This is a genomic window from Microbulbifer maximicatervae (SeqCode) (assembly GCF_052467305.1).
Genome location: NZ_CP174306.1, coordinates 4,022,674 through 4,048,483 on the forward strand (window position 1 = coordinate 4,022,674; position 25,810 = coordinate 4,048,483).

25 protein-coding genes are annotated in these 25,810 nt (G+C 51.1%); 5 read left to right on the forward strand and 20 right to left on the reverse strand.

Annotation, left to right across the window (positions count from 1 at the left end):
- Window positions 1–24: 24 nt before the first annotated feature.
- Window positions 25–1,143 carry a ribosome small subunit-dependent GTPase A gene (gene rsgA, locus ACJJI4_RS17600; protein ID WP_444925960.1) on the reverse strand — a complete coding sequence of 373 codons (1,119 nt, stop codon included), beginning with the start codon at window positions 1,141–1,143 and terminating at the stop codon, window positions 25–27.
- Window positions 1,144–1,733: 590 nt separating this feature from the next.
- Here rsgA and pulA point away from each other — a divergent pair.
- Both pulA and ACJJI4_RS17610 read left to right on the forward strand, forming a co-directional pair.
- Window positions 1,734–5,060 carry a pullulanase-type alpha-1,6-glucosidase gene (gene pulA / locus ACJJI4_RS17605; RefSeq protein ID WP_444925961.1) on the forward strand — a complete coding sequence of 1,109 codons (3,327 nt, stop codon included), beginning with the start codon at window positions 1,734–1,736 and terminating at the stop codon, window positions 5,058–5,060.
- A 151-nt stretch (window positions 5,061–5,211) separates the two neighbouring features.
- A complete protein-coding gene (locus ACJJI4_RS17610; protein ID WP_444925962.1) occupies window positions 5,212–6,486 on the forward strand; it encodes an amidohydrolase family protein in 1,275 nt (424 codons plus the stop codon).
- A 124-nt stretch (window positions 6,487–6,610) separates the two neighbouring features.
- Here the strand turns inward: ACJJI4_RS17610 and ribA are convergent, their stop codons facing one another.
- The 13 genes from ribA to ACJJI4_RS17675 form a co-directional block, all read right to left on the reverse strand.
- The gene (gene ribA / locus ACJJI4_RS17615) at window positions 6,611–7,228 is read right to left on the reverse strand and encodes a GTP cyclohydrolase II (protein ID WP_108734569.1); all 618 of its coding nucleotides are present in this window, start codon (window positions 7,226–7,228) and stop codon (window positions 6,611–6,613) included.
- A 17-nt stretch (window positions 7,229–7,245) separates the two neighbouring features.
- Window positions 7,246–7,881 (reverse strand): retropepsin-like aspartic protease family protein, encoded by a 636-nt coding sequence (locus ACJJI4_RS17620; RefSeq protein WP_444925963.1) that lies wholly within the window; start codon window positions 7,879–7,881, stop codon window positions 7,246–7,248.
- Between the two features lie 18 nt (window positions 7,882–7,899).
- On the reverse strand, window positions 7,900–8,388 hold the full coding sequence (locus tag ACJJI4_RS17625) for a phosphatidylglycerophosphatase A family protein (protein WP_413663383.1): 489 nt from the start codon (window positions 8,386–8,388) through the stop codon (window positions 7,900–7,902).
- Window positions 8,389–8,430: 42 nt separating this feature from the next.
- Window positions 8,431–9,372, reverse strand: coding sequence for a thiamine-phosphate kinase (gene thiL / locus ACJJI4_RS17630; protein ID WP_444925964.1), 942 nt, complete (start codon window positions 9,370–9,372; stop codon window positions 8,431–8,433).
- Between the two features lie 10 nt (window positions 9,373–9,382).
- On the reverse strand, window positions 9,383–9,826 hold the full coding sequence (nusB, locus tag ACJJI4_RS17635) for a transcription antitermination factor NusB (protein WP_282931196.1): 444 nt from the start codon (window positions 9,824–9,826) through the stop codon (window positions 9,383–9,385).
- 69 nt (window positions 9,827–9,895) lie between these two features.
- Entirely contained in the window at window positions 9,896–10,366 is a 471-nt protein-coding gene (ribH, locus tag ACJJI4_RS17640) for a 6,7-dimethyl-8-ribityllumazine synthase (protein WP_108735355.1), read from the reverse strand.
- A gap of 77 nt (window positions 10,367–10,443) precedes the next feature.
- The gene (gene ribBA, locus ACJJI4_RS17645; protein ID WP_413663385.1) at window positions 10,444–11,565 is read right to left on the reverse strand and encodes a bifunctional 3,4-dihydroxy-2-butanone-4-phosphate synthase/GTP cyclohydrolase II; all 1,122 of its coding nucleotides are present in this window, start codon (window positions 11,563–11,565) and stop codon (window positions 10,444–10,446) included.
- A 78-nt stretch (window positions 11,566–11,643) separates the two neighbouring features.
- Window positions 11,644–12,306, reverse strand: a complete 663-nt coding sequence (locus ACJJI4_RS17650) for a riboflavin synthase (protein WP_108734575.1) — start codon at window positions 12,304–12,306, stop codon at window positions 11,644–11,646.
- On the reverse strand, window positions 12,306–13,451 hold the full coding sequence (gene ribD, locus ACJJI4_RS17655; protein WP_444925965.1) for a bifunctional diaminohydroxyphosphoribosylaminopyrimidine deaminase/5-amino-6-(5-phosphoribosylamino)uracil reductase RibD: 1,146 nt from the start codon (window positions 13,449–13,451) through the stop codon (window positions 12,306–12,308). The genes ACJJI4_RS17650 and ribD overlap by 1 nt, the downstream gene beginning before the upstream one ends.
- On the reverse strand, window positions 13,448–13,915 hold the full coding sequence (gene nrdR / locus ACJJI4_RS17660; protein WP_108734577.1) for a transcriptional regulator NrdR: 468 nt from the start codon (window positions 13,913–13,915) through the stop codon (window positions 13,448–13,450). Before nrdR ends, ribD begins: the two co-directional genes overlap by 4 nt.
- A 153-nt stretch (window positions 13,916–14,068) precedes the next feature.
- Window positions 14,069–15,337 (reverse strand): serine hydroxymethyltransferase, encoded by a 1,269-nt coding sequence (glyA, locus tag ACJJI4_RS17665; protein WP_108734578.1) that lies wholly within the window; start codon window positions 15,335–15,337, stop codon window positions 14,069–14,071.
- A 219-nt stretch (window positions 15,338–15,556) separates the two neighbouring features.
- Window positions 15,557–16,054: a porin family protein gene (locus tag ACJJI4_RS17670; RefSeq protein ID WP_444925966.1), complete on the reverse strand. Its 498-nt coding sequence runs from the start codon at window positions 16,052–16,054 to the stop codon at window positions 15,557–15,559.
- Between the two features lie 149 nt (window positions 16,055–16,203).
- The gene (locus tag ACJJI4_RS17675; RefSeq protein WP_444915482.1) at window positions 16,204–16,692 is read right to left on the reverse strand and encodes an outer membrane beta-barrel protein; all 489 of its coding nucleotides are present in this window, start codon (window positions 16,690–16,692) and stop codon (window positions 16,204–16,206) included.
- Window positions 16,693–17,172: 480 nt separating this feature from the next.
- Here ACJJI4_RS17675 and ACJJI4_RS17680 point away from each other — a divergent pair, with 480 nt between their 5' ends.
- Complete coding sequence (locus ACJJI4_RS17680) at window positions 17,173–17,748, forward strand: hemerythrin domain-containing protein (RefSeq protein ID WP_444896049.1); 576 nt, start codon at window positions 17,173–17,175, stop codon at window positions 17,746–17,748.
- Window positions 17,749–17,777: 29 nt separating this feature from the next.
- Complete coding sequence (locus ACJJI4_RS17685; protein WP_282931190.1) at window positions 17,778–18,221, forward strand: SpoIIAA family protein; 444 nt, start codon at window positions 17,778–17,780, stop codon at window positions 18,219–18,221.
- Window positions 18,222–18,289: 68 nt separating this feature from the next.
- Here ACJJI4_RS17685 and ACJJI4_RS17690 read toward each other — a convergent pair whose 3' ends face one another.
- From ACJJI4_RS17690 to ACJJI4_RS17705, 4 genes are all read right to left on the reverse strand, one after another.
- Complete coding sequence (locus ACJJI4_RS17690) at window positions 18,290–18,991, reverse strand: putative adhesin (RefSeq protein ID WP_444915480.1); 702 nt, start codon at window positions 18,989–18,991, stop codon at window positions 18,290–18,292.
- Between the two features lie 369 nt (window positions 18,992–19,360).
- Window positions 19,361–20,023 carry a putative adhesin gene (locus tag ACJJI4_RS17695; protein ID WP_444907215.1) on the reverse strand — a complete coding sequence of 221 codons (663 nt, stop codon included), beginning with the start codon at window positions 20,021–20,023 and terminating at the stop codon, window positions 19,361–19,363.
- A 400-nt stretch (window positions 20,024–20,423) separates the two neighbouring features.
- A complete protein-coding gene (fnr, locus tag ACJJI4_RS17700; RefSeq protein ID WP_444925967.1) occupies window positions 20,424–21,146 on the reverse strand; it encodes a fumarate/nitrate reduction transcriptional regulator Fnr in 723 nt (240 codons plus the stop codon).
- Between the two features lie 217 nt (window positions 21,147–21,363).
- Window positions 21,364–22,230: an SDR family oxidoreductase gene (locus ACJJI4_RS17705; RefSeq protein ID WP_444925968.1), complete on the reverse strand. Its 867-nt coding sequence runs from the start codon at window positions 22,228–22,230 to the stop codon at window positions 21,364–21,366.
- Between the two features lie 300 nt (window positions 22,231–22,530).
- Between ACJJI4_RS17705 and ACJJI4_RS17710 the strand changes: the two genes are divergently transcribed.
- Window positions 22,531–23,553: an adenosine deaminase gene (locus ACJJI4_RS17710; RefSeq protein ID WP_444925969.1), complete on the forward strand. Its 1,023-nt coding sequence runs from the start codon at window positions 22,531–22,533 to the stop codon at window positions 23,551–23,553.
- A gap of 52 nt (window positions 23,554–23,605) precedes the next feature.
- On the opposite strand, the gene fnr (ACJJI4_RS17715) is transcribed toward ACJJI4_RS17710, so the two are convergent.
- Together fnr (ACJJI4_RS17715) and hemN are read right to left on the reverse strand one after the other, a co-directional pair.
- Complete coding sequence (gene fnr, locus ACJJI4_RS17715; RefSeq protein WP_108734587.1) at window positions 23,606–24,334, reverse strand: fumarate/nitrate reduction transcriptional regulator Fnr; 729 nt, start codon at window positions 24,332–24,334, stop codon at window positions 23,606–23,608.
- Between the two features lie 70 nt (window positions 24,335–24,404).
- Window positions 24,405–25,787 (reverse strand): oxygen-independent coproporphyrinogen III oxidase, encoded by a 1,383-nt coding sequence (hemN, locus tag ACJJI4_RS17720; RefSeq protein ID WP_444907212.1) that lies wholly within the window; start codon window positions 25,785–25,787, stop codon window positions 24,405–24,407.
- Between the last annotated feature and the right edge of the window lie 23 nt (window positions 25,788–25,810).

Below are 25,810 nucleotides of genomic sequence, written 5' to 3' on the forward strand. Positions count from 1 at the left end.
GAAAATTCCCGGGCGCCAGTTCTATTAATCCTCTGAATATTTGTGTTTACGCGCCTGGTTTTGTACAGATCGATACATTTGGGATAGCGCTCTCTCCCCTGCCCGTTTCTGCGCGAGAGTTTGACCGTTACGGCTTAGTTCCTGTTGCAGTTTTTGCCAATTGCGCAAGCGCCGATCATCCAGCGAACCGCCCGTTATTGCCTCTTGTACCGCACAGCCTGGCTCTGACTGGTGCTGGCAGTCAGAAAAGCGACACTCTCTGGACAAGGCCTCGATATCAGAAAAAGTCTCCGCCACGCCATCTTCAACATGCACCAATCCTAGCTCCCGCATTCCAGGGCTATCGAGTAACAGCGCTCCCCAACTCAGGGAGTGAAGAGAGCGTTTCCGTGTAGTGTGACGCCCTTTACTATCGGCTTCGCGAATGGTCCCAGTCTCAGCCAGGGGTTCGCCATACAGCGCATTTAGCAAAGCGGATTTACCCACTCCAGAAGAACCTAACAGCGCGATAGTTTCCCCAGGTAAGCACCACTGGCGCAGCTGTGCCACGCTTTCTCGATCCAGGCTATTTACCATTGCAGCGGGTAATTCGCCGAATGGACGCAATGCCTGAAGAAAAGGGGCTGTATCTTCACACAGATCGGTCTTAGTCAGTATCAGGTGTGGGCTGCAACCAGACTCCCGAGCCAGAGCCAAATAGCGCTCAATACGTGAGAGGTTAAAGTCATCATTCAGAGACGAAACAATAAAAACACTATCGACATTGGCGGCAATCATCTGCACCTGATGCCCCCCAGGTGCCATGCGCTCAAACTGGCTGCTGCGGCTCAACAAACGCACGAAATATCCACTGCTCTTCTCTAACAACAGCCAATCCCCCACCGCGGGTAAATTAGCCACAAGACTCCCGGTTAGCGGAAGGGACACAGCCCCCTGCTCGCCGGCCAATTCCAGGCGACTGCGGTGTACAGCCATAACCCGCAGCGGCAAACACTGTTCGAGTTCTTCGAGCGTCAGCTGCTGCTGGAAAAAAGACTTCCAACCGAGTTTTTGCAGCGGAGAAGCTTCCCGCTCAATTTTGATAGATGGGGATTTAGTGCCGAATCTATTAACAGACCGGCGGGTAAAGTGAGATTTACTCAAGATTGAAACCCTCTGGGCGCAACAAAGCACCAAGCGACCGCAGATACGCGGCCAACAGAGCTTTCTCAGGGAAAGCCCGACGTCTAGGAATCTATCGCCGGGCGTGGGCAGCTGGAGGCTGCTACTGGACCCGACGGAGGGTTGCAACAATCATCAATCATCCTCCGCAGTCATTGAGTTCTGGATTCCGCCAAAATACCTGGCGGGCTATGGGCAAATTAGCACTACCCGGGGATAGGAGCAAGGATAATCCCGGGAAGCCTCTTAGTAATTGCCCCGCCACAAAAAGCAAAGCCGGCAAAAGCCGGCCTTCGAATCCGATTACAGCGAGTGCATCACCTTTCTCGACTCACCATAACCCGATCAGTTGAGTATAGATCCGGCTTTTTCTTTCGCCATCGCGTTTACTCGAGAAGCATCTTCTCCTGCGGGTGTTTCCACCAAGTGACGAATTTATAAAGGTTTTATGACACCCCCAACCACCTCCCCCAGACCTCCACCTCCTCGGGGTGGGAGGCCGTCAATGCGTGACTGCGATTCAATACCAACTGAGAGAACCGCAACAAGTACAACAAAAAATGGGAAGCGCTATGCCAACAACAAAATTTACAGGGCCCGGCACAAGGGCCGGGCTGATTCTGGGGGCAGTCTTCTGCTCCATCCAAATACCGGTTTGGGCATCTGACACACCAGATCCCACAGAGGTCAATATTCCCGGAAACCTACAAAGCCAACTGGGCTGCGATGGCGACTGGCAACCAGGTTGTGTCGCCACCCTGCTCAGCTATGACAGCGAAGACGACAAATGGCAGGGCAACTTTTGGATACCCGGTGGCAACTGGGAGTACAAAGCCGCTCTCAACAACAGCTGGGATGAAAATTATGGCTCGGGCGGCCAGCGGGACGGCGGTAATATTTCCCTTAGCCTGGATGAGGCCCGCGAAGTTAAATTTATCTACGACCACGAGAGTCACTGGATCACCGACAACCACAATAGCGTGGTCGCCACTGTAGCCGGCAACTTCCAATCCCTGCTGGGGTGCCCGGGAGACTGGCAACCCGGTTGCCTGCGCAGCTGGATGCAGGATGCCGATGGAGATGGCACCTACACCTTTATCACCTCAGCGCTTCCTGCCGGCTCCTATGAATTCAAGGTAGCCCTGCACGAAGGCTGGGAGGAGAGCTACGGCAACAATGGAGCTAACGTCAGCTTTACCGTGGCTGCCGATTACGACGAAATCTACTTTGCTTTTGACTCGAATAGTAAAGAAGTCACCGTCAGCAGTGACGGCTTCGCCAAGGGTGACCTGAGCAGCGATAAAGCTCACTGGGTGGATACCATCAGCTTTGCCTGGGATATCCAGGTGCAGGAAGGTATCGAGGTTAAATTGCACTACAGCAACAGCGCCGAGCTAAAACTGGAGGACGGTGATATCCGTTCCGATGGCACCATCGACCTCACCCCTATCACCACCCTGCCCGACAGCGCCCTACAAAAATTCCCGCACCTGGCCAGTTTCAGTGCCTGGCAATTGCCAGGGCAGGCCTCCATCAGCGATCTGATCACCCAGCAGCTGGCCCTCGCCGCTTACGATGCGGAAGGCAACTTACTGGATGCGACTGGTGTGCAGATGGCAGGCGCGCTCGATGATCGCTTCTACTACGACGGTGAACTCGGTGCCCGTGTCGGCGAGGAGAATATCCAGCTCGATCTTTGGGCTCCCACCGCACGGGCAGTAAAGCTGCACCTGTTTACAGACTCCAGCAGCGATAGCGCCGATCAGGTGGTATCCATGCTGCGCGATGAATCTACCGGGGTTTGGAGTGCCGATATCGATAAGCAGTGGGACCGCAGCTTTTACCTCTACGAGGTCGAGGTGTATTCCTACTTCAGCCGCCAGATTGAAACCAACCTGGTCACCGACCCCTACTCCCTGAGTCTCTCCATCAATAGCGGCAAAAGCCAGATCATTAACCTGAATGACCGGGACCTGATGCCGCGCGGTTGGGACCGCCTGCGCAAGCCCAAGTTAACCCAGCCAGAAGATATCAGTGTCTACGAGCTGCACGTACGCGATTTCAGTATTGCGGATCAAACTGTCCCCGAAGCAGAGCGCGGCACCTTCAAGGCTTTCACCCGCAAGCACAGCGACGGCATGCGCCACCTCAATAAACTGGCCCGCGCCGGCCTCACCCATATCCACCTGCTGCCGGCCTTTGACTTTGCCACAGTCAATGAGGATCGCATGCAGCAGCAGCAAACACCGGACCTCTCAGACTACGCATCGGACAGCAGCGAGCAGCAGGCCCAGGTAGATGCAATTCGCGATACCGATGGCTTTAACTGGGGCTACGATCCATTGCACTACACGGTCCCCGAAGGCAGCTATAGCAGCGCTCCCGATGGACCTGCACGCATTCGCGAATTCCGTCAAATGGTGCAGGGGCTATCCCGCTCCGGCCTGCGACTGGTAATGGATGTGGTTTACAACCACACCAGCTCCTATGGCCAATACGACAACTCCGTACTCGATAAAATCGTCCCCGGCTATTATCACCGCCGCAATCTGGAAGGCGGTGTGGAAATGAGTAGCTGCTGCGCCAATACCGCCAGTGAGCACGCCATGATGGAAAAGCTGATGATCGATTCCCTGGTCACCTGGGCCCGGGCCTACAAGGTGGACAGCTTCCGTTTCGATCTGATGGGACATCACAGCCTCGACAATATTCTCAAGGCGCAAGCGGCACTGCAATCACTGACCCCCGCAGCCGATGGTGTCGATGGCAGCGCTATCTATCTGTACGGCGAGGGCTGGAATTTTGGCGAGGTGGCTGACGATGCTCGCTTTGTACAGGCCCGCCAGGGCAATATGGCCGGCAGCGGTATCGGCACCTTTAACGATCGCCTGCGCGATTCCGTGCGTGGTGGCAACCCCTTCGGAGGCTTTGAGGAGCAGGGCTTTGGTACCGGTCTGTTCACCGACAGCAACGGTAAGTTTGAGGGAGAAGATGAGCGTGCCACACTGCTAACCCTGGCAGATAAAGTCCGCGTTTCCCTAGCCGGCAACCTGGCGGATTATCCTTTTGAAGATGCCAACGGCAATATCATTACCGGCAGCGAGCTGGTCTATAACGGCCAGCCCACCGGCTATACCGCCGACCCGCAGGAATCCATTAATTATATTGCCGCCCACGACAACGAGACGCTGTTCGACGGAGTACAGATCAAAGCCAGTGACAGCGCCGACTTGGCTGAACGAGTGCGTATCCAGGCATTCAGTAATTCCCTGGTTCTGTTCGCCCAGGGAGTGCCGTTTATCCACGCAGGCCAGGATTTCCTGCGCTCAAAGTCGATGGATCGGGACAGTTACAACTCCGGTGACTGGTTTAATGCGCTGGACTTCAGCCTCGCCACCGATAATTGGGCTGCGGGTTTACCTATCGCAGATAAAAACGAAGATAACTGGTCCCTGATGCAACCTTTACTGGCAAACCCGGAATTGGCTCCCGAGCGCCGGCACCGCTTGTGGAGCTCTGCTCTATTCCGCGAGCAGCTGGCGATTCGCAACAGCTCTCCCCTGTTCCGCTTGTCTGATGCAGAGTCCGTAGAGGCACACCTCAATTTCCTCAACACCGGACCCGACCAGGTTCCTGGGCTGATTGTGATGGAGTTATCCGAATCCAGTGGCAACATCGATCGCCGCTTTGAACGTATTGTGGTGCTGTTTAATGGCGATGACGAATCATTGGAATTTACCAGCGAAAACCTTATTGGTGAGTACCTGTTCAAGCACCCACGTCAGCGCCGATCAGTAGACTTACGCCTGCACAAAGTAAAATTTGATAGGAGCAGCGGCACCTTTACTCTGCCCGGCCGAACTACCGCAGTATTTGTGCAGCCACGCCGTAGATATTAATTCTTTATAAATTTTAAAAGGCCGGATTTTCCGGCCTTTTTTTCATTTTTTAGAAACTATTTCCCGGCTCTCACCAAGTAATCAGCTCGCAATTGTCATATTCCGCAGATTGATTTAGCGTGTACCTAAATAATAAATAGGTGTACAAATCATGAAGCGTCTCCTTCTCTGCGGCATCGCAACTCTTCTCTCATCCGCGACACTGGCAAAAACTACTGTTATCCATGCAGGCACACTACTCGCCGTTCCCGGTGAGAAACCTTTACAAGAGCAAAGTGTAATTATCGAGGACGGCAAGATCAGTGCTGTCAGATCCGGTTATGTAAGCCCGGATAACGCTGAAGTCATTGATCTTAAAAATAGTTTCGTAATGCCGGGCTTAATGGATATGCACGTGCATTTACAAGGTGAGCTGGGACCTAAAAATGATACCGAGGCTCTCAAGATGTCCATGCCGCTGACCCAGATGCGCTCGCAAATGTTTGCCATGCGAACCCTGGAGTCTGGTTTTACCACTGTGCGCGACGCTGGTAACAGTGGTGAAGAAATGTATGCGATGCGCGATGCGATCAATAAAGGTTGGGTAGATGGCCCGCGAATTGTTGCAGCCGGCAGGGTGGGAATAACTGGTGGCCACGCAGATATCAGCGGGGTCAGTCCAGAGCTAATGGAGCTGCATGATGACAAGACCAAAACTGTATGCGACGGCCCCTACGAGTGCCGACGCGCGACCCGCCATGCGATCAAATATGGTGCTGACTTTATCAAGATTACCTCTACCGGTGGTGTGCTCACCGATCGCGCTACCGGAACTGGTCAGCAGATGGAAATGGATGAGTTAAAAGAGGTGGTCCTTGCAGCCAAACGTATGGGTCGCAAGGTGGCCAGTCATGCGCACCAGGAAGAAGGCATTATCGCCGCACTGGAAGCTGGTGTAGACAGCATTGAGCACGGCACCTACGCAGGTCCCCGCGCCCATAAGTTATTTAAAGAAACCGGCGCTTACTTGGTTCCGACACTTCTCGCCGGCGATACTGTGGTACAGCTGGCAAAAAATACCGATGTCTTATCTGAAGCTCAGAAGGAAAAAGCCATTCGTGTTGGCACAGACATGCGCGGCAATTTCCGTAAAGCAGTCAATGCCGGAGTAAAAATTGCTTTCGGTACCGACTCAGGTGTATCCAAGCACGGCATCAATGCTCGCGAGGCGGTACTGATGAGTGAAGCCGGTATGGACAATATGACCATCCTGCAATCCGCTACCGTTAACGCCGCCGACCTGATCGATATGAGCGATTCACTGGGCACCATTGAGTCCGGTAAGTACGCCGATATTATCGCCACCGATAGCTCGCCACTGGATAATATCGATGAGCTTTTAGATGTGGATTTTGTGATGAAAGGGGGCAAGGTCTTTAAGAATTAAAAGCCTCTGAATAGTTTAAAATCGAGCTTGAAATATCCGAATTCAGTTTAAATAATTTCTTCAAAATAAAAAAGGCCGGATAACTCCGGCCTTTTTTATTGGGGTGCTTAAAGAAAAGTGAAAGTTAGTTTTCCTCTTTTCCTTCTTCATCCTCATTTTCAATCAGGTGACCAAGTTTGCCTTTTTTAGTGGACAAATACTTGGCATTGTGGGGATTGCGCCCAGACTGGTGCGGCAGGCGCTCAGTCACATTGATGCCCAAGTCCTCCAGCGCTTTTACCTTACGCGGGTTATTGGTCATCAAGCGAATGGCATGAATACCCAGGTGTTCGATCATTGCTTTCAGAATTGAGTAATCCCGCATATCCGCGCCAAAGCCCAACTGCTCATTGGCTTCCACCGTATCCGCACCACAATCCTGCAAGTGGTAAGCGCGAATCTTATTTAACAGACCGATACCGCGGCCCTCCTGGCGGAGATAGAAAATAGCTCCACGCCCCTCCATCGCTATGCGATGCATCGCATGTTGTAGCTGGGCACCACAATCACAGCGCAGGGAGAATAGTGCATCTCCGGTCAGGCACTCAGAATGAATACGGGCCAACAGAGGCTCTTCGGTATCGAAGTCACCCATGGTGAGTACCACGTGCTCTTTTCCGGTTTCCACTTCCTCGAAACCGTGCATCTCAAACATACCCCAAGAGGTGGGCAGTTTTGAGGATTCCACAAAACGAATGGTCAACTTAATACCTCTTTAAATCAGTGTCGAGCGCGCAGTAGCAGCACGCCGCCCTGCTGTTCCATATCAACCCGACTGAGAAAACTATTGCCGAGAAGCACTACGCTGGGAAAATCATCGGAGTGTACAGTCGCATCAACATTGTGAAGCTTGATTCCGCCAATGGTTACACTGTTCAAGCTCACTTTGTAAGCCCTGGTAACTCCATTGGCAGTGGAAACCCGTATTTCTTGTGCAGTATCCAAATTCAAACCGAGACGGCGAGCGGTGGGATAATTGAAGGCAATGCTGGTAGCACCGGTATCCACCATCATCGGCACTCTCATGCCATTAACCCAGGCATCCGTCATGTAATGACCCCGGCTATCAGCGGAAAGCCGTACTTCAGCCTTTGCCGCCTTGGCAAAACTGGTTGCGATAGGAGCCGCCAAAGTCAGCTTTTGCTCCTGCCCAGCAACACTGATCCGTGCATAACGAGTAGTCGCTTCCAACAGGGTGACGCCCTCTGGGGATTTTTGTCCCGCCTTAAGGATTTTCTGGCGGCCATCAATCTCCAGCATGGCGCTATCGCCAAACAGACCTTTTAGCTGCACCTGCTGAGCATTGACATTCAGTGCAAGTAAAAAGCTAACTACAAATGCAAAATAGCTGCGCATTGATCTTCCCTATCCAACCTAGACACCCAGTACCCATGCGGTTAATTGCAGCACCAGTGACGCGTAAACGGCGGCCAGTATATCGTCGAGCATAATTCCAACGCCACCTTGCACCTTGCGATCAGCCCAACCAATGGGCGGGGGCTTGGCAATATCAAATATCCGGAAGAGGACAAAACCGTATAGCGCCCAAGCCCAACCTGCAGGAGCCATAAACATGGTGAGCCAGTAGCCCACCATTTCATCCCAAACAATACCGCCGTGATCGTGAACTCCCATTTTCTTGGCAGCTGCACCACATAGATAGCAACCTACCACACCGGTAACAAACACAATGGCCAGATACCAGAATGGAGGCAAATCCTTCATCAACCACCAAAAAGGAATCGCTGCCAGGGTACCAAACGTACCCGGCGCTTTGGGTGCCAGCCCGGAGCCGAACCCAAATGCCAACAGAAGAGTGGGATCGCGCAACAGCTGAGAAAATGTCGGGTTGTTAATGCTCATGTTATTGAATTCTCACAAAGGCACTATGGTCTACACAATGACTTAAAAGTGCCTATAGCCTGGCGATTGAGCAACCCAGGGGTTCCCGTGATAGGAGCAGCGTACCTGCGCCCCCCCCTCAACGAGTTTCCCTATGGGTGTGAAACCCAGCTGACGAACTTGATCAACAGCGGCTGCCGGTGCAGTAAAACAGAGCTGATAGTCATCCCCTCCACAGGCCGCCAGCTCTACGGCAGTATCAGCTGCCAATCGATTGGCCAGGGGTGCTATGGGCAGAGATTCCAGGTTTATTTCTGCTGCCACACCGCTCGCTTTGCAGATATGTCCCAGATCCCCCAATAATCCGTCGGAAATATCCAACGCACTGGTAGCAATGCCTGCAATCGCGCTGGCGGTTTCTAATTGCGGCTCGGGAAAATAGAAAGCCTGCTCCGCCTCCCGCCGCACTGACTCAGTCACATTCCGCTCTGCCAAAATAACGGGCAGGGCTGCTGCGGCAGCGCCCAGTGGGCCGCTCACATAAATATTGTCGCCGACAGAAGCGCCGTCCCGCCGGAGGGGCTTTTCGGTATGGCCGATCACCTGAATCGTAATGGACAAGGGGCCAGCGGTAGTGTCGCCACCCACAAGGGAAACCCCAAACTTGCCGGCAGTTTCCAGCAGGCCACTGGCGAATTTCTCCAGCCAAACGGAGTCGCTATCGGGTAAGGTCAGGGCAAGGGTAAACCAGAGGGGGCGGGCATTCATTGCCGCCAGATCACTGATATTCACACGCAGTGCACGGCACGCAAGCATGAATGGGTCAGCACCTGCGGGGAAGTGACGGCCTGCTACCAGGGTGTCCATAGAAGTGGCCAACTGCCCGCTGACAGGTGCTTGCAATAGCGCGCAGTCATCGCCAATCCCCAGGGCTACACCTTCGCCCTGGGGAGCGCGGGCGAAGTAATCGCGGATGATCTCAAACTCCCCCGGCGCTTTAGACATAATTGCTGGCTCAGCCCTTCTTGTCTGCGGCTACCTCTGCCGAGCGCAGGTCCGCAGCGGTCTTATCCAAAATGCCGTTGATAAACTTGAAGGCATCGGTGGGACCAAATTTTTTCGCCAGGGCCACCGCCTCATTAATGACAACCTTGTAAGGTACATCGATACGGTTTTTCAGCTCGTAAGTGGCCATGCGCAACAGCGCGCGGGATACAGGGTCCAGGTCTTCCACTTTGCGATCCAGGTGCGACGTGTAAGCGCCCTCTACCTCATCGAGGTTTTTCGCTACACCGTGGAAAATATCACGAAAATATTCCACGTCGGTTTTGCTCATATCATTATCGGCGTGAAACTCGGCCTCAATGGAATTAAGGCTGGCGCCGGCCATCTGCCACTGATAGAGCGCCTGCATGGCGTAGTGACGTGCCTTACGGCGGGCGGATGCAGTTACGGTCATTGTCTTTTCCGGTAGATACTTCACAGAATGGGCTGCACCGACACACCTTTTGTGCCGGCGCGCCGGCAATTAAATCTTGCCGAGTAGGGAAACCATTTCCAGGGCGGTTTCGGCAGCTTCACAACCTTTGTTGCCAGCCTTGGTGCCTGAGCGCTCGATAGCCTGCTCAATGGAGTCCACAGTCAGCACGCCAAAGGTGACGGGAATACCAGTATTCATGGATACCTGAGCCAGGCCTTTGGTGCACTCGCCAGCCACATACTCAAAGTGGGGGGTGCCACCACGGATAACCGCGCCCAGGGCAATAATGGCGTCAAACTTTTTAGTCTCAGCCAGCTTCTGTGCCGCCAGGGGAAATTCGAATGCGCCCGGGGCGTAGTAGATAGTGATATCTTCATCCTTGATACCCTTGCGGCGCAGGGTGTCCAGTGCACCATCCTTTAGGCTTTCAACCACAAAGCTGTTCCAGCGGCTCACCAACAGTGCGTATTTGCCCGTACTGCCGACAAAGTCCCCTTCGATCACTTGAATATTGCTCATAATTTTCAATCCGTATTTCTTGTCCATCGCCGCCGCTATCAGGACAGTAGCGGCGCTTCAGTATTGTTACTCTTTTACTAGGGTTGCGGCGCTTCCACGTTCAGGTATTCCTCTACTTCGAGATCAAACCCGGAAATAGCACTGAATTTGAACGGTGCGCTCATCAGGCGCATTTTGCGCACCTTGAGATCCCGCAGAATTTGCGAACCGGTACCTACCTGTTTGTACACCAGGTCCTGGCTGGGGCGCTGTTGCTTGCCGCTGATCAGCCAATCAATACTCTCTTCGATTTCTTCGGTGGTTTCGTTGTGGCAGATCAGTACCACAACACCCTTGCCCTCTTCTTCAATACGCTGCATCGCGCGGCGGAAGGTCCACGGGGTGAATTTTTCATCGCCGCGCTGAATCGTAAGCACATCGCGCAGAGTATTTCCCACATGCACACGAACCAGGGTCGGTTCTTCTGGGGTGGGGTCGCCTTTAACAAAGGCAAAGTGGCGTTCGCGGCGGGCCTTATCGAGATAAGTGCGCAGTTTGAACTCACCGAACTCGGTGCGCACCTTGCGCTCATTAACGCACTCAACGGTTTTCTCATTCAGGGCGCGATAGGTAATCAGGTCGGCGATTGTGCCGATCTTCAGGTTGTGCTCTTTCGCGAACTTTTCCAGGTCCGGGCGGCGGGACATGGTGCCGTCTTCATTCATGATCTCAACAATCACCGCAGCCGCCTCAAAACCCGCCAGGCGGGCCAGGTCGCAACCGGCTTCGGTGTGGCCTGCGCGGCTTAATACACCTCCGGGCTGGGCCATAATGGGGAAGATATGGCCGGGCTGTACAATATCGCTGGGCTTGGCATTTCTGGCCACAGCGGCGCGAACCGTGCGCGCGCGATCGGCGGCGGAAATACCGGTGGTGACACCCTCTGCCGCCTCAATGGATACGGTGAAGTTGGTGCTGAACTGGGCTCCGTTGTCCCGCGACATCAGCGGCAGGTCCAACTGCTCACAGCGCTCTTTGGACATGGGCATACAAATCAGGCCACGGGCATGAGTGGCCATAAAGTTGATGTCTTCAGCGCGAATCTGCTCCGCAGCCATCACCAGGTCGCCCTCGTTCTCGCGATCTTCATCATCCATCAGGATTACCATTTTGCCCTGGCGGATATCGTCGATCAGTTCTTCAACCGTATTTAGTTCCATGGTTAACTCTGGATAAATTTATCAATTGCAAATAGAGCGGCTATCGCTGCTGTTTTCGCCGTGGTGCACGGCCCATCTTTAGCGCTTGTAAAACCCGTTCTGGGCCAAAAATTCGAGGGTCATGCCCCCACCACTAGGCTTGGCTGCCTCATCACCGAGGAGTAGCCGCTCCAAGTAGCGCGCAATCAGGTCCACTTCCAGGTTGACCCGAGTACCGGCGGTATAGCCGGCCATAATCGTTTCCTGCAACGTGTGTGGCACTATGGTGAGTTCAAACTCAGCCCCATCCACGGCATTGACCGTGAGGCTGGTGCCGTCGACGGTGATAGACCCTTTATGGGCAATATAGCGAGCCAGATTTTCCGGTGCGCGCAGGCGGAACCGCTCGGCGCGAGCCTCGGACTTGCGCCATACCACCTCGCCAATACCATCCACATGGCCGCTGACAATGTGTCCACCCAGGCGGGTCTGGGGTGTCAGTGCTTTTTCCAGATTGACCCGGTCGCCTTTTTTCCAGCGGCCCACCGTTGTCACATCCAGGGTTTCCGCAGAGACATCCGCCCAGTAACCATCACCGGGCAGGTCAACAACCGTGAGGCAAACACCATTGGTGGCGATACTGTCCCCCAGTTGCACATCACCCAGATCCAGCTTACCGCTGCGCACACGCACACGCAGGTCGCCGCCCTGGGGTTTTAACTCTGCAATCTCGCCTAAGGCTTCAATAATTCCGGTAAACATCAGCGCTCGATATCGGTTGTTGCAGTAATGCGCCAGTCGTGACCAACTGCGCGCATATCGGTAATCGTAATCGGCAGCATCGAGCCCATACGCTCGATAGGCAGTTCAAACAGCGGCCGCCCGGTGCTACCCAGCAGTTTTGGCGCCATATAAACAATTATTTCGTCGACATGGCCCCGGTAGAGAAACTCACCAGAGAGGGTCGCACCGCTCTCTACCAAAACTTCATTGCACTGGCGTCGCGCCAACTCCTTGAGCAGGGCGAGCAGGTCTACGCGGCCCTCTTTGTCGTGGGGTAAAACCACGACTTCCGCACCCGTTTTCTCAATACGCTCGCGGCGCTCGGCCTCCGCGCGCTCTGTCGTGCACACCAATGTGGGGGCATCCCCCTGCAAAATAAAGGCTCTCGCTGGGGTGCGCAGCTGGCTGTCAACAATTACCCGCAGCGGCTGCACTTCGGCGGCTCGCTCTGCGGCCAGCATTTCCAGTGCCATTTCATCGGCGCGCACATTGAGATTGGGATTGTCGAAACGCACCGTCTCAACCCCTGTGATCACTGCACAACTGCGAGCGCGCAGGCGCTGTACATCGGCGCGAGCCGCAGGGCCCGATACCCACTTTGACTCCCCACTGGCCATAGCGGTGCGCCCATCCAGGCTCATGGCGGATTTGCTTCGCACCAGGGGCAGTCCCAGGGTCATACGCTTGATAAAGCCGGGGTTTAGAGCGCGACACCTCTCTTCCAGGATGGGGCCTTCCACTTCGATCCCAGCATCGCGCAATATTTGCAATCCGGCACTGCTGACATTCGGATTCGGATCCTGCATTCCGTAAATAACCCGGGCCACGCCGGCCTTTACCAACGCCTCGGCACAGGGACCTGTTCGGCCGGTATGGCTGCAGGGCTCAAGAGTGACATAAACCGTAGCCCCCTGAGCCAGGTCGCCGGCATCACTCAAGGCTTCGATCTCAGCGTGGGGTTCGCCGGCCCGCTTGTGCCAGCCTTCGCCGACAACATTGCCATCCCCGTCAGTAATCACACAGCCCACTCGCGGATTTGGCATAGTGGTGTAGAGACCGCGCTCTGCCAACTGAATAGCGCGGGCCATCAGCGCTTCCGCACTGTGTACAACCGTTTGACTCATTCTGTCTTCGATCCCTTACTAGTCAGTCGCTCAATCTCTTCTCTAAACTCGCTAACATCCTCAAAACGGCGATAGACAGAAGCAAAGCGCACATAGGCCACCTGGTCCAGCTCACGCAGCTGCTCCATCACCAATTCACCAATAGCACGCGCCGGCAACTCCCGTTCTCCGGTCGCCTGCAGGGCGTGTTTTATTTGAGATACCGCCGACTCCACCCGCTCGATACTCACCGGGCGCTTTTCCACAGCGCGCTGAATACCCGCGCGCAACTTGTCTTCATTAAACGGCTCGCGCTGGCCGTTTTGCTTGATCACTCGCGGCAGCAGCAGCTCCGCAGTTTCAAATGTGGTAAACCTCTCGTGGCACTCCAGGCACTCGCGCCGGCGGCGTACTTGGTCGCCCTCAGCCACCAATCGGGAATCGACTACTTTTGTTTCTTCTGCGCTGCAGAACGGACAGTGCATGTGGGATTATCCCCGGAATGGAAAATGGGCCGCAGTTTACCACAGCCGTTGCACTGTGTGACCGCGGCACGCACAGACACAGTGCATCGCAAATTCAACAGGGACACATAAAAAAAGCGGCTCTATGAGCCGCTTTTTTGTCAGCAATGCTGATCAGCCTTTTTTATACACAGGAAACTCTGCGCAAATACCCAGAACCTTCTGCTTCACATCGGCGATAGTGGCTTCAACATCACCTTTCTCCAGTGCGTCCAGCACGTCGCAGATCCAGTGAGTAAGCTGCTGGGTTTCCTTTACACCAAAGCCGCGAGTGGTAATTGCCGGGGTACCAACACGCAGGCCGCTGGTAATGAAAGGAGAGCGCGGGTCGTTAGGTACCGCGTTCTTATTAACGGTGATGTTGGCATTACCCAGGGCTTCATCCGCATCTTTACCGGTGTACTCTTTACCAATCAGGTCAACCAGCATCAGGTGATCATCGGTCCCACCGGATACAATGTTGATACCGCGATCGAGGAAGGTCTCCGCCATTGCGCGGGCATTTTCCACAACCTTCTTCTGGTAGGCCTTGTATTCGGGGGTCATGGCCTCTTTGAAAGAAACCGCTTTCGCCGCGATCACATGCATCAGCGGGCCACCCTGGCCACCGGGGAATACGGCGGAGTTGAGCTTCTTCTCAATTTCTTCGTTGGCGCGCGCCAGGATGATACCGCCGCGGGGGCCGCGCAGGGTTTTGTGAGTAGTAGATGTCACAACATCGGCGTGGGAGATTGGGGAGGGATACTCACCAGCGGCAACCAGGCCCGCAATGTGAGCCATATCCACAAACAGGTAAGCACCCACTTTGTCAGCGATCTCGCGGAAACGCGCCCAATCCATCACTCGGCTATAGGCAGAGAAACCAGCCACGATCATTTTCGGCTTGTGCTCAAGCGCCAGGCGCTCAACTTCCTCGTAATCCACTTCGCCAGTTTCCGGGTTCAGACCGTACTGTACTGCATTGTAGATCTTGCCGGAAAAGTTAACGCGGGCACCGTGGGTAAGGTGGCCACCGTGGGCCAGACTCATGCCCAGTACAGTGTCACCTGGGGCACAGAGCGCCTGGTAAACAGCCGCATTAGCCTGTGATCCAGAGTGCGGCTGCACATTCGCGTAGTCAGCACCAAACAGCTCCTTGGCGCGCTCAATGGCCAGGGTTTCCACTTTGTCCACGTACTCACAACCGCCGTAATAACGCTTGCCTGGGTAGCCCTCGGCATACTTGTTAGTCAGGCTGCTGCCCTGAGCTTCCATTACCATTGGGCTGGTGTAGTTCTCAGAGGCAATTAACTCGATATGGTCTTCCTGACGAGAGTCTTCCTCCTGGATGGCTTCCCAAATTTCCGGGTCGTAAGAAGCTAAAGTGACAGATGAATCAAACATGGTGTTCCCTCGGTAAAGCGGGCTTGAGTAGAGGCTTGTAAAACTCGATACCACAGCGCCCAGACTTATGAGTAGGACCAAAGGCTCCCAGCGTGGGATGGCCCTACTGCTCAATGCATTCTGGGCATTTTAGAAAGGCGCGCATTGTACACCAAGGGCAGCATGAATGCGCAAATGCAGAGACGTGGCGGGACCAGCCCGTCCACCCAAAAAAGACGGTCAGAATTTGTACACCACAGAGCCAGACCAGTAATTCACATCTGACTCAATAATGGTGTAATCCAGTTCCAGGGTCGCCTCGTCGGTCAGTTTGAAACCAGCCCCGAGCCCGGCAGATGCCCCGTTATCCGAGTACTCTTTCTCCCAATTATCTATCTCCAATTCCTCATGGAGGTAGCCGATACGACCTTTCAGATAAATATTGCCCGGGCTGCGATAGGTGGCATAAACAGCTTGTGTTGCCAGGGAGTAGTTGTAATCGTACCAGTAGTAGTCGAACTCACCATCAATCACAGAGTCGGTGACTTCTGCCTCGAATCCCCAGCCAGAACCCCAGGTATAACCGGCTCGAATCCCCCCATTTAAAGGACTCTCCCCCTTGGCATCAACATCCAAAACACCGAAAACGCCACCGATATACGCACCCTGCCCATAAGCGGTAGCGGAACACAACAGAGCGGTAACTGCAGCTATTGCCTTGAGATTAAAGCCCACCATCTTCCCCTTAAATCTCGAAGTCTGATCAAAAGGCAGGGATTATAGGGGCACAATCAATTGGCACAAGCGTTCACTTAGACAGGTCAGTATGTAACCTAGGAGCTTTTGAAAAGAGATGTCATCATTAGTCAAACTTAAGAAAGGGGCAATTAAAATCTCAGGCTAAACCCGCCTGACCAATAACTGACATCCTTCTCTAGTACGGTGTACTCAAGCTCCAGATGATAAATTTCATTCAGGCTATAACCAATTCCAGCCCCTAAGCTGACACCCAAGTCATCACTACTTGCGCTGCCAACAGAAACGTCTTCATAGAGAAGGCCCAGGCGTCCTTTCAGGTACCAGTCCCCCTCTGTTCTGTAAGTCGCATAAGTAGCAAGAGTGCGTATATCTACATCCACATTCCGACCATAAGCCTCAGTCTCACCACTTAATAGTGAACTGGTATATTCACCTTCCACCCCAAAACCCGAGGCCCGCACATAGCCTGCTCGCAGTCCCAAATTCAGTGGATTGTCGACCCCCTTGAAATCAAAATCAGCTATTCCGGCCACGCCCCCCCAGTAGGCGCCCTCGGCAATTGCGCCCGTTGAAACAACGAGTGCCAGCACACCTATACCAGCCTTAACTATTTTCATTAACACTCCCATCCTGTTGCATTAACTTTGTCGTGACACATAAATAGAGCGCTGCGGAATAATTCGATGACAACCTACGACTTCAGCACCAATAAATTTATTGAACAACGGGAAACATCGCAGCATGCTTAAATGTGCAACAACACGTCATTAGAAATTATTAAAATATGAAGGATCAGACACACCCTTATCTAGGTCCGACAGAAGAGCGTACTTGTGGAAAAAACTGAAGAAAGGGCTACTCGAAAATAGGTTTAATTTATCTTGTGGTCAAATACAACGAAGTACAGATTAGAGTTGGCCCAAGGAATTCAGCGGCATGGTCAGCCTCATACCTATTGATAACCCCAGCCCTACCCTGAGTAGGTAGCGGTAAATTCCACCTTGAGTCCCACTAAGTCCCCCTCACTTGATCCAAATCAACTTTGGATTGGTACATATGGCAACAATAGACCCATCGACAAATCGCGGAGGTCTGGGATGAATGCCATCTACCGACAACTGTGCTGTGACCATAAACATATGCAAGAGTTGCTCAACGCCTTTGAGCAATTACTCCTGGATCTTTTTGGCTGCGGCGACCGCGATCCAAACACCTTGTCACTGATCCTTGATGCTTTGGATTATTTATCGGCATACCCGGATAGGTATCACCACCCAGTTGAGGACTTAATATTTTCCCGGCTGTTGACTAAGCCAGTACATGACAGGGAATCAATTTACGAAGCGCAAATGCAGCATGAAAATATAGCCGCAGCGACAAAACACATGTGCGCTTTATTTTACGCTATTGCCAATGATGCGACCGTTGAACGGAGAGTGCTGCAAGGAGCTTGCAACACCTACCTGAAGCTGCAACGCAAGCATATGGACTTGGAGAATAAATCTATTTTCCCACAGATCGAACAGTACCTGGGGACTACCGACTGGATTTATATTCAAAAACAGGTCAGTGAATTAAGCTGCAGATATTTCGACAGGGCAACCAGAAAAATTTACGAGTCCCTGCACGAAGATCTGACACAACATCAAATGCCCGCACAGGCATTAGCTTAGGTCACCAAAACAGCAGGGAGGAAATGTTAATGCAGTTTAAACGCCACGGCATATCCATTGGCATGGAACGCATAAATGATGAGTTTTTCCTTTATATAAAGGCAATTGGTGAGTTAACCCATGAGGATTATGAGCATATAACACCACTATTAGAATATGCTCTGGAAGGGGTAAAGAAACCTCAGGTTCAATTACTGATTGATCTCCGGGATTTCGAGGGCTGGGGGATGCACGCGATCTGGGATGAGTTCAAGCTGGCCTTAAAGCACGGCAATGAATTCTCGCATGTCGCTGTACTTGGGGATGAGGAGTGGCAGCAAATAGCCACAAAAGTCGGGAGCTGGTTTGTTAGCGGTGAAGTCCGCTATTTCAAACAGCAACAAGAGGCCATGGATTGGCTACAGGAAACAAGGAAGACGGGTATTGGTCACAAGGAATCTGAAAAGGAATTAGCTTTCTCCACACACTCCTGATAAGTAGTGGATTAAGGGGGCGTTTACGCCCCCCTTTTTTTGCCCGAAAATTACTCAGTTACTTATTTCTAAGTATTCACCTTCCTCTTTTTACTGTCCCAGGAAGGCGTTCCCAATATAAGATTACCTACGCTCAACTCGTTACGGCAAAAAGAACAGTAAATATTCTCATAGTGTAAGTTGTTCCGATGCAGAATATTGAGCACATCAGCCAGAGTTGGACTCTTTTGATTATGCCTATTTCGAATCGTCAAGAAGTTAGCTTCCATCTTTGTGGTGTACAAAGAAGCACCAACTTTTGCGTCATACAGAGACTTTTGAAAGGGATCATTTAAGTCATATTGCTGCAGTCTTGCCTGATTCCGAATAGCTTTCACATTGTGTTTATGGGCTTCATCCACAACATTCTGAATCTGAGCGTAACTCTCGCCATCATTAATAAATCGGCGCGATAGACGACCAAAAATCTGTCCGGCTGTACTGCCGTGGTACCCCTGGAATTTTTTCAACATATAGTTACGGCATATCTTACCCTTACCAATATGCTCATGAACTTTTGCTTTCCCATCTACAACATCTTGTAGGCCAGGATCTTCCAACGTGTAACCGTGAGGAGCAAAGAAAAGCAGGTTATCGCCACCGTGACCTTTATTATAAAAAACCTGCTTGGTTGCGGCACCGTGGGCAGAAATCACCAGGGACGGCGCATCCCCAACATTGGTACCTTCCGGTGCAAAAATTTTGACTAAATCCAATTCACGAACAGGCATATGACACCTATCTAACGTCGAGTACAGAAATAAGAGGGTCACCCCTCCAAACAAAACAACCGTACTAACAACCTACTATGACCAACCATCCACACTCAAGTTTTATTGCATGATTTTTGACATTAGTCACGAAGAGGAAAATTTTTTGGACTAAGTATTAGTCAAGTAAGTGGGGTGCGAAATAAATATGACAAAAATAAGGAGGAATTGAGGAAAGCAGTACAGGCCTGGAAAGCTCAAAGCCAAGAAAAGTGAGCCGTAACAAATTAGTAGATGGTGACCCATAATAAAAATGCATTCACATTTCTAGCTTAACGGGCACCATCTTCTCTCTACTTAAGAATTGAATACGAAGTTAAAAAACACCGATTAAGTGGTTGGTCGCTGCATTTTGCTGTCCCAGGATGGAGTTCCAATAAGGATATTGCTAAAACTCACTTCGCTTCGACAAAAAGAACAATAGATATTTTCATAGTGAAGATTATTTCTATGCAGAATGTTTAGAACATCCACTAAGGTGGGGTTATCCATTTTTACTCTATTGCGAATAGTCAATAAGTCCGCCGACATTACCGGCTTAACCCCTTTCTTAATATAAGGTTGATGCATGGGATTATTGGGATCCAGATTTCGCACCCTCTCATTGTGCTCATGGGCATTATCTACAGCCTTTTGCACATCAGCATAGCTCTCACCTTTAATAAAATGGCGAGTAACGCGGCCTAGAATCTGACCGGTTGTTGACCCGTGATACCCCTGATATTTGCTCAGGGTATAGTTATGACAAACCTTTCCCTTACCAACCCACTCATGATATTTGGCATTGCCACTCAAGACGCTACCAATACCTGGATCATTTAGAGAATAACCATGGGGAGAAAAGAAAAAGAGGTTATCCCCTCCGTGCCCTTTGGGATAAAAAATTTGCTTGGTTGTTGCACCGTGAGCAGAAATTACCAGGTTGGGAGCATCTCCCACTTGTGTTCCTTCCGCTGCAAAAATCTTAACTAGATCAAATTCTCTGACAGGCATACTTCCCTTCCTCTCACTTCTTATTTTTTTGAGGCTTACTGACTAGCGCTCTGTGACAAAGGCTACTATGGCTTATTGGATATTTGCTAGAGGTGTGAAATACAAAAAATACCAGGCAAGAGAACTACAAATATCCAGGCTATACAGCCAAACCCTCTTAAACAAAGGAGAAAAGAAAACACTTCCAAAATAGCGGCACTCAATTAGAACCATCGTACCCTTTTGAGGCGGCAGTATTCGCAGCTATTCTGGCCAAAATGACCCAGATACTGCCGAAATAGACAAGGAATAAAAATTAAAATTAGGAGGCTTTATGCGCCAACGTGCTCAATAGCCGATATAAAAAAGAAGCGATAGGTTCCAGAAAATCAATTGGAAAAGTGAAAAACCTTTACCGATATCAGTCGTAGCCGCAATGGGTTCCGGCCAGTTCACTCAACGCCAACAAGTCAAGGATTTCAACCATTCGACCACTAACATTCACCAGTCCATCTCGCTGAAAACGCGAAAATAAACGGCTCACCGTCTCCGCTGTTAACCCCAAGTAATTGGCGATGTCCGTTCTCGGCATAGAGAGTACAAATTCACGGGGGGAGTAACCACGACATGCATAGCGACTGGAAATATTAATCAACAATGCCGCTAAGCGAGCATCAGCAGCACGCTTTCCCAACAACATTAAGATTTCATTTTCCTGCCGCAACTCTTCGGAAAAAATACTATAGATTTGCTGCTGCAGTGCTGGAACTTCCTGAGCTAAGGTTTCCAGTTGGTCAAATGGCAACAAGCACACACTGCTATCTTCCAGTGCCTCCGCATAACTGGGGTGAACCCGACTACTATAAGCATCGAGCCCCAACAGCTCACCAGGAAGGGCGAAATGTGTTACCTGGATATTCCCATCTGCACCAATGACTACCGTTTTGACACTTCCAGAGCGAATCGCATAGAGATTTTGGAAAGGGTCACCTGCTCGATACAAGGATTCACCCGCTTTAATTACCTTTTTCTTGCGGGTAACACGTTCAAGCCGGTCAATATCTGCCTGCACCAGCCCTGCAGGCAAGCACAAACGCCTGACTGAACAGTTACTACAACTTACGGCCTGCGCTGACTTGGTCATAGCTAGGCAACCAAATTCTTTTACTGACAGTAATACTATTACCGGCCATGAATCAGCTTTTTGACTTTTTCGTAACCGGCTTGTCCTGGTAAACACACTCCATAATACTAAGCGACACACATGGTAGTTAGTAACTTGCCCTATGTGCTTAATTCGTAAAGTTAAAAGATAGTTTCATATTAAAAACAACTTTTATATTTCTTTAAAAGTTAAAAGATTAAAACTCAGGTAAAAAGTTTTCGATTACCATTCGTTGCTGTTTTTTGCCATCCTGATCCAAGCCGCTCTTAAAATTGCAAAGTTCATTGGCCCAATTGGATGTTCTGACCCGAATAGGTGGCTCCTCAGCCTGTATCACTTGTAAAACCACTTCGGCTACTTGGTCAGATGTCTGGTATATCTCAGCTGTCTGCTCTGGGCTTCGCGACCTCATACCACCAATATACTGATTGAAGACCCCCTGGTATTCATCTTCGGGATACCCCTGGCTCCGCTCCAACTGCGAAAGCACATTATTGGCAAACTCTGAGTGGATTCCACCGGGCTCGACAGCGGTAAAATTAATATTAAAGGCAGGGGTTATATAACTTGCCAGGGCCTCTGTATAACCCTCAACAGCAAACTTTGCCGCACAATACAGCTCATTGAACGGCTGCCCAACTAGCCCACCCACTGACGAAATATTGATAACGTGTCCACTGCGAGCTTCGCGCATATAGGGTAAAACTGCTTTAGTGCAACGAACTACACCGAGGTAGTTCACATCCGTCACCCAACGTATCTCTTCTTCGCTGGCGTGTTCAGTGGTCTTTACAAAACCAGCACCAGCATTGTTGATCAATAAATCCATACGCCCAGCATCCCGGATAATGGTATCTACGCAGTTCTGAATACTGTCAGAATCTGTTACATCCAATTCCATCACTTCGAGAGCCGCCCCCTGAGGAACCGCATTTATCAGCTGGTCGGCCTTGGAGAGATCTCGCATGGTGGCAAAGACCCTAAACCCCTGCTTAGCCATTTGCAGCGCCAGACTCTGCCCCAGCCCTGTGGAGGTCCCGGTAATCAAGGCAACCTTACTCATTGCTCTATCCTCAGTATCCGTTAATCAATCTCAAAATGTAAACTACTCAGTGCAGTATATACATGAATGGCATTAAGTAAACCGATCGGTGTATTTTTGGCAATTAATCTGGCTGCAGCTAAACAATAGGGCTGGCGAGTCAGAATAAGCCGTAAAATAAGCTCCGCCGCTTTATTCTCAGAGGGCGTAACCTGATACCATTAGCGCCCTTCTATAGCCCAGACAGTTTCTGTGAGTCGGAATGTTGGATAGCCTCCGGCGCATTCACGTTCACAGATAGTCCCGCAACAAGGTATTTCTATGTCCATTGCCGATTTGAACTTTTTGAAAGCACTGCCAAAAGCCGAGCTTCATCTCCATATCGAGGGTTCACTGGAACCGGAGCTAATGTTCGAGTTGAGCAAGCGCAACAATATTGAAATTCCCTTTTCCAGTATTGAGGAAATTAAAGCAGCCTATAAATTTCATAATTTACAGTCCTTCCTCGATATTTATTATCAAGGCGCTTCGGTCCTGATCCATGAGCGGGATTTTTATGATCTGACCATGGCTTATCTCAAGCGCTGTCGTGAAGACAATGTTGTCCACACAGAGATCTTCTTTGACCCCCAAACCCATACAGAGAGGGGCATTGATATCGGTGTGGTTATCAAGGGTATTAACAGCGCTCTTGATGATGCAAGAAATGAGTGGGGAATAAGTAGTCACCTTATTTTGTGCTTCTTACGCCACCTGAGTGAAGAGGAAGCAATTGCCACCTTGGAAGCGGCAAAACCATATCTGAACTTAATAAAAGGTGTAGGGCTGGACTCTTCTGAGCTGGGTCATCCACCCAGCAAATTTGAGAAAGTTTTTGCTATGGCCAAAGAGCTAGAGCTTGAGAGAGTTGCCCACGCTGGTGAAGAGGGGCCTGCCGATTATATCGTAGAGGCTCTCGATCTTCTGGACGTAAGCCGAATCGACCATGGGGTTCGCTGCGTTGAGGACGAAGCACTAATTGAGCGCCTGAAAGCGGAAAATATCCCCCTGACCGTTTGCCCGCTCTCCAATACCGCACTCTGTGTGTACGACAATATGAACCAACACCCCATTTTGTCACTCCTCGAGCGCGGCCTGTGTGTCACTGTTAATGCAGATGATCCCGCTTACTTTGGCGGTTACGTTAATAAAAATTATCTGGCCCTTAGCGAAAGTCTGGGCATGACCAAAGAGCAGGCGAAAAAACTGGCCCTGAATAGTTTTAAAGCGAGCTACATTTCAGAGGCAGATAAAGAAAAGTGGGCGGAGGCAATATCAGCAATCGAAAAGGTTGCTGAAGTTTAGTGGATTGGGTAGTGTCCTGACTGACCATAAAGCCAGGACACTATTTCAAAATTCAGTCTTCATCATATCCGCAGTGAGTACCCGCTAGCTCACTGAGTTCAATTAAATTAATAATCTCAACTGATCGGCCACTCACCTTAATTAATTTTTCTCGCTGAAAACGCGAGAAAAGCCGGCTGACAGTTTCCGCTGTCAAACCCAAATAATTAGCGATATCAGTGCGCGGCATCGATAAAACAAACGCACTGTGAGAGTATCCACGGCGAGCGTAACGGCTGGAAATATTAATCAGAAGTGCCGCCAAACGAGTATCGGCAGAGCGCTTGCCCAACAACATTAAAATATCGTTTTCCTGGCGCAACTCTTCAGAAAAAATGCTGTAAATCTGCTGCTGCAGGGCTGTCACCTGCTGGGCCAAAATTTCCAGTTGAGTAAAAGGCAGCAGGCAAACACTGCTGTCTTCCAATGCTTCCGCATAACTCGGATGTACCCGAGTACTGTAGGCATCCAGACCGAGCAGTTCCCCAGGTAAAGCGAAGTGGGTGACCTGGGTGTCACCATCTGCGGCAATCACCACAGTTTTAAAACTGCCTGAGCGAATTGCATAGAGATTGGCAAATGGATCGCCAGCTCGGTAAAGGGTCTCCCCCGCTTTAATTATTTTCTTTCGACGCGTGATCTGCTCTAGCCGATCAATATCAGACTGACACAAACCAGCTGGCAAGCACAAACGCCTGACTGAACAGTTGCCGCAACTAACAGCTGTAGAGGAATCCATCATACTAAACCGGTCGGTAAACTAATTTGCCGCAATTGTAACGGCTGTCGAGCCGTTAGTCTCCTACCGGTAGCTATAGAACACGTGAATATTTCGCATCTGTTTCTTGACTGTGCAAATACATATCAAATGCAGCGGCAACATTTCTCACGAACCAGCGGCCTTCCTCGGTAACAATAATATTTTCGTTATCCTGATAAATTAGACCATCGTCAAACATAGGCTGTAAGCGCGCTAATTCCTCAGAGAAATACTCCTCAAAGGAAGCACCTATACGCTGTTCAACAAGGTTTTTATCCAGGCGCAAACGACACATTAATTCACTAATAATCCACTGGCGCAAACGATCTTCATCATCCATTAACCAGCCGCGGCAGGCTGCAGATTTCCCTTCTCCAATCGCCTGAGTATATTCTTTTAAGCGATGTAAATTTTGCCAGTAGCCATCGCGACTGTAGCTGATCGCCGATGCCCCCAGACCAACCAAAGCATCTGCCGGCATTAGGGTGTAACCCTGGAAATTGCGCTGCAGCATACCGGCATGGGCTGCCTTAGCCAGTTCATCCCCAGGACGGGCAAAGTGATCCATCCCCAAAAATTCATACCCCGCCTTACCCAGGTGCTCTACAGCCGCCAGCTGCATCGCCACTTTTTCTGCGGCAGAAGGGATTAAATCCGTATCAATCAGGCGCTGGGCCTTAAATCGGTGTGGCAGGTGTGCATAGTGATAGAGAGCGATGCGGTCCGGTTGCAGCTCCAGCACTTTATCCAAAGTGCGGTGCAGGCTGCTCAGCCCCTGCTTGGGTAGTCCGTAAATCAGGTCGTAGGAAATGGACTCAAACCCGCGCTCACGCGCCGCTACGGTCAACTCCGTGACTTGGTCGGCACTGCAGATACGATTGATTGAACGCTGAACTTCGATATCGAAATCCTGCACCCCCAGGCTCAAGCGGTTAAAACCCAGTTCTCGCAGGGTATCCAGGGTCTCTAACTCAAGGGTACGTGGATCGGCCTCAATACTGTATTCAACCCCGTCGCCTGGGCGCAAATCAAAAACTTCAGCCAGCCCTCCCATTAAGCGACGCATATCACTATCACTCAAGAATGTCGGCGTACCACCGCCCAAGTGCAATTGGGTAACGGGGACATCAGCCACCTTATCCCGGTACCACTGGGCTTCCTGCAGCAAGTGATCCAGATAACTGGAAGCCAGTCCATACTGGTGAGTGATTACTTTATTACAAGCGCAGAAGTAACAGAGAGAACGGCAAAAAGGAATATGAACATAAAGGGACAAGCTACGAATATCCTGCAGTGCTGCCCAGGGCTCAATTCCATTTAATGTGTGAAAACGATCGGCGGTAGGATACGAGGTGTAGCGCGGGCAGGGTCCGCTATAACGGGATAAGAGTTCTTCAGACAACCCTCCCACGGGGCTTTTAATCTCTTGCTTCATATTCATTCACACCTCGTTCGGTA

Coding starts and splice junctions, on each gene's coding strand:
- ACJJI4_RS17680 (WP_444896049.1), top strand. CDS start 17,173: ATGAATGCCATCTACCGACAACTGTGCTGTGACCATAAACATATGCAA.
- pulA (WP_444925961.1), top strand. CDS start 1,734: ATGCCAACAACAAAATTTACAGGGCCCGGCACAAGGGCCGGGCTGATT.
- thiL (WP_444925964.1), bottom strand. CDS start 9,372: ATGTCTAAAGCGCCGGGGGAGTTTGAGATCATCCGCGATTACTTCGCC.
- ACJJI4_RS17670 (WP_444925966.1), bottom strand. CDS start 16,054: ATGGTGGGCTTTAATCTCAAGGCAATAGCTGCAGTTACCGCTCTGTTG.
- ACJJI4_RS17625 (WP_413663383.1), bottom strand. CDS start 8,388: ATGAGCATTAACAACCCGACATTTTCTCAGCTGTTGCGCGATCCCACT.
- ACJJI4_RS17685 (WP_282931190.1), top strand. CDS start 17,778: ATGCAGTTTAAACGCCACGGCATATCCATTGGCATGGAACGCATAAAT.
- ACJJI4_RS17695 (WP_444907215.1), bottom strand. CDS start 20,023: ATGCCTGTCAGAGAATTTGATCTAGTTAAGATTTTTGCAGCGGAAGGA.
- nrdR (WP_108734577.1), bottom strand. CDS start 13,915: ATGCACTGTCCGTTCTGCAGCGCAGAAGAAACAAAAGTAGTCGATTCC.
- ACJJI4_RS17690 (WP_444915480.1), bottom strand. CDS start 18,991: ATGCCTGTTCGTGAATTGGATTTAGTCAAAATTTTTGCACCGGAAGGT.
- ribH (WP_108735355.1), bottom strand. CDS start 10,366: ATGAGCAATATTCAAGTGATCGAAGGGGACTTTGTCGGCAGTACGGGC.
- ribBA (WP_413663385.1), bottom strand. CDS start 11,565: ATGGAACTAAATACGGTTGAAGAACTGATCGACGATATCCGCCAGGGC.
- ACJJI4_RS17705 (WP_444925968.1), bottom strand. CDS start 22,230: ATGAGTAAGGTTGCCTTGATTACCGGGACCTCCACAGGGCTGGGGCAG.
- fnr (WP_444925967.1), bottom strand. CDS start 21,146: ATGACCAAGTCAGCGCAGGCCGTAAGTTGTAGTAACTGTTCAGTCAGG.
- ribD (WP_444925965.1), bottom strand. CDS start 13,451: ATGAGTCAAACGGTTGTACACAGTGCGGAAGCGCTGATGGCCCGCGCT.
- ACJJI4_RS17610 (WP_444925962.1), top strand. CDS start 5,212: ATGAAGCGTCTCCTTCTCTGCGGCATCGCAACTCTTCTCTCATCCGCG.
- ACJJI4_RS17710 (WP_444925969.1), top strand. CDS start 22,531: ATGTCCATTGCCGATTTGAACTTTTTGAAAGCACTGCCAAAAGCCGAG.
- hemN (WP_444907212.1), bottom strand. CDS start 25,787: ATGAAGCAAGAGATTAAAAGCCCCGTGGGAGGGTTGTCTGAAGAACTC.
- ACJJI4_RS17620 (WP_444925963.1), bottom strand. CDS start 7,881: ATGCGCAGCTATTTTGCATTTGTAGTTAGCTTTTTACTTGCACTGAAT.
- ACJJI4_RS17675 (WP_444915482.1), bottom strand. CDS start 16,692: ATGAAAATAGTTAAGGCTGGTATAGGTGTGCTGGCACTCGTTGTTTCA.
- fnr (WP_108734587.1), bottom strand. CDS start 24,334: ATGATGGATTCCTCTACAGCTGTTAGTTGCGGCAACTGTTCAGTCAGG.
- glyA (WP_108734578.1), bottom strand. CDS start 15,337: ATGTTTGATTCATCTGTCACTTTAGCTTCTTACGACCCGGAAATTTGG.
- nusB (WP_282931196.1), bottom strand. CDS start 9,826: ATGACCGTAACTGCATCCGCCCGCCGTAAGGCACGTCACTACGCCATG.
- ACJJI4_RS17650 (WP_108734575.1), bottom strand. CDS start 12,306: ATGTTTACCGGAATTATTGAAGCCTTAGGCGAGATTGCAGAGTTAAAA.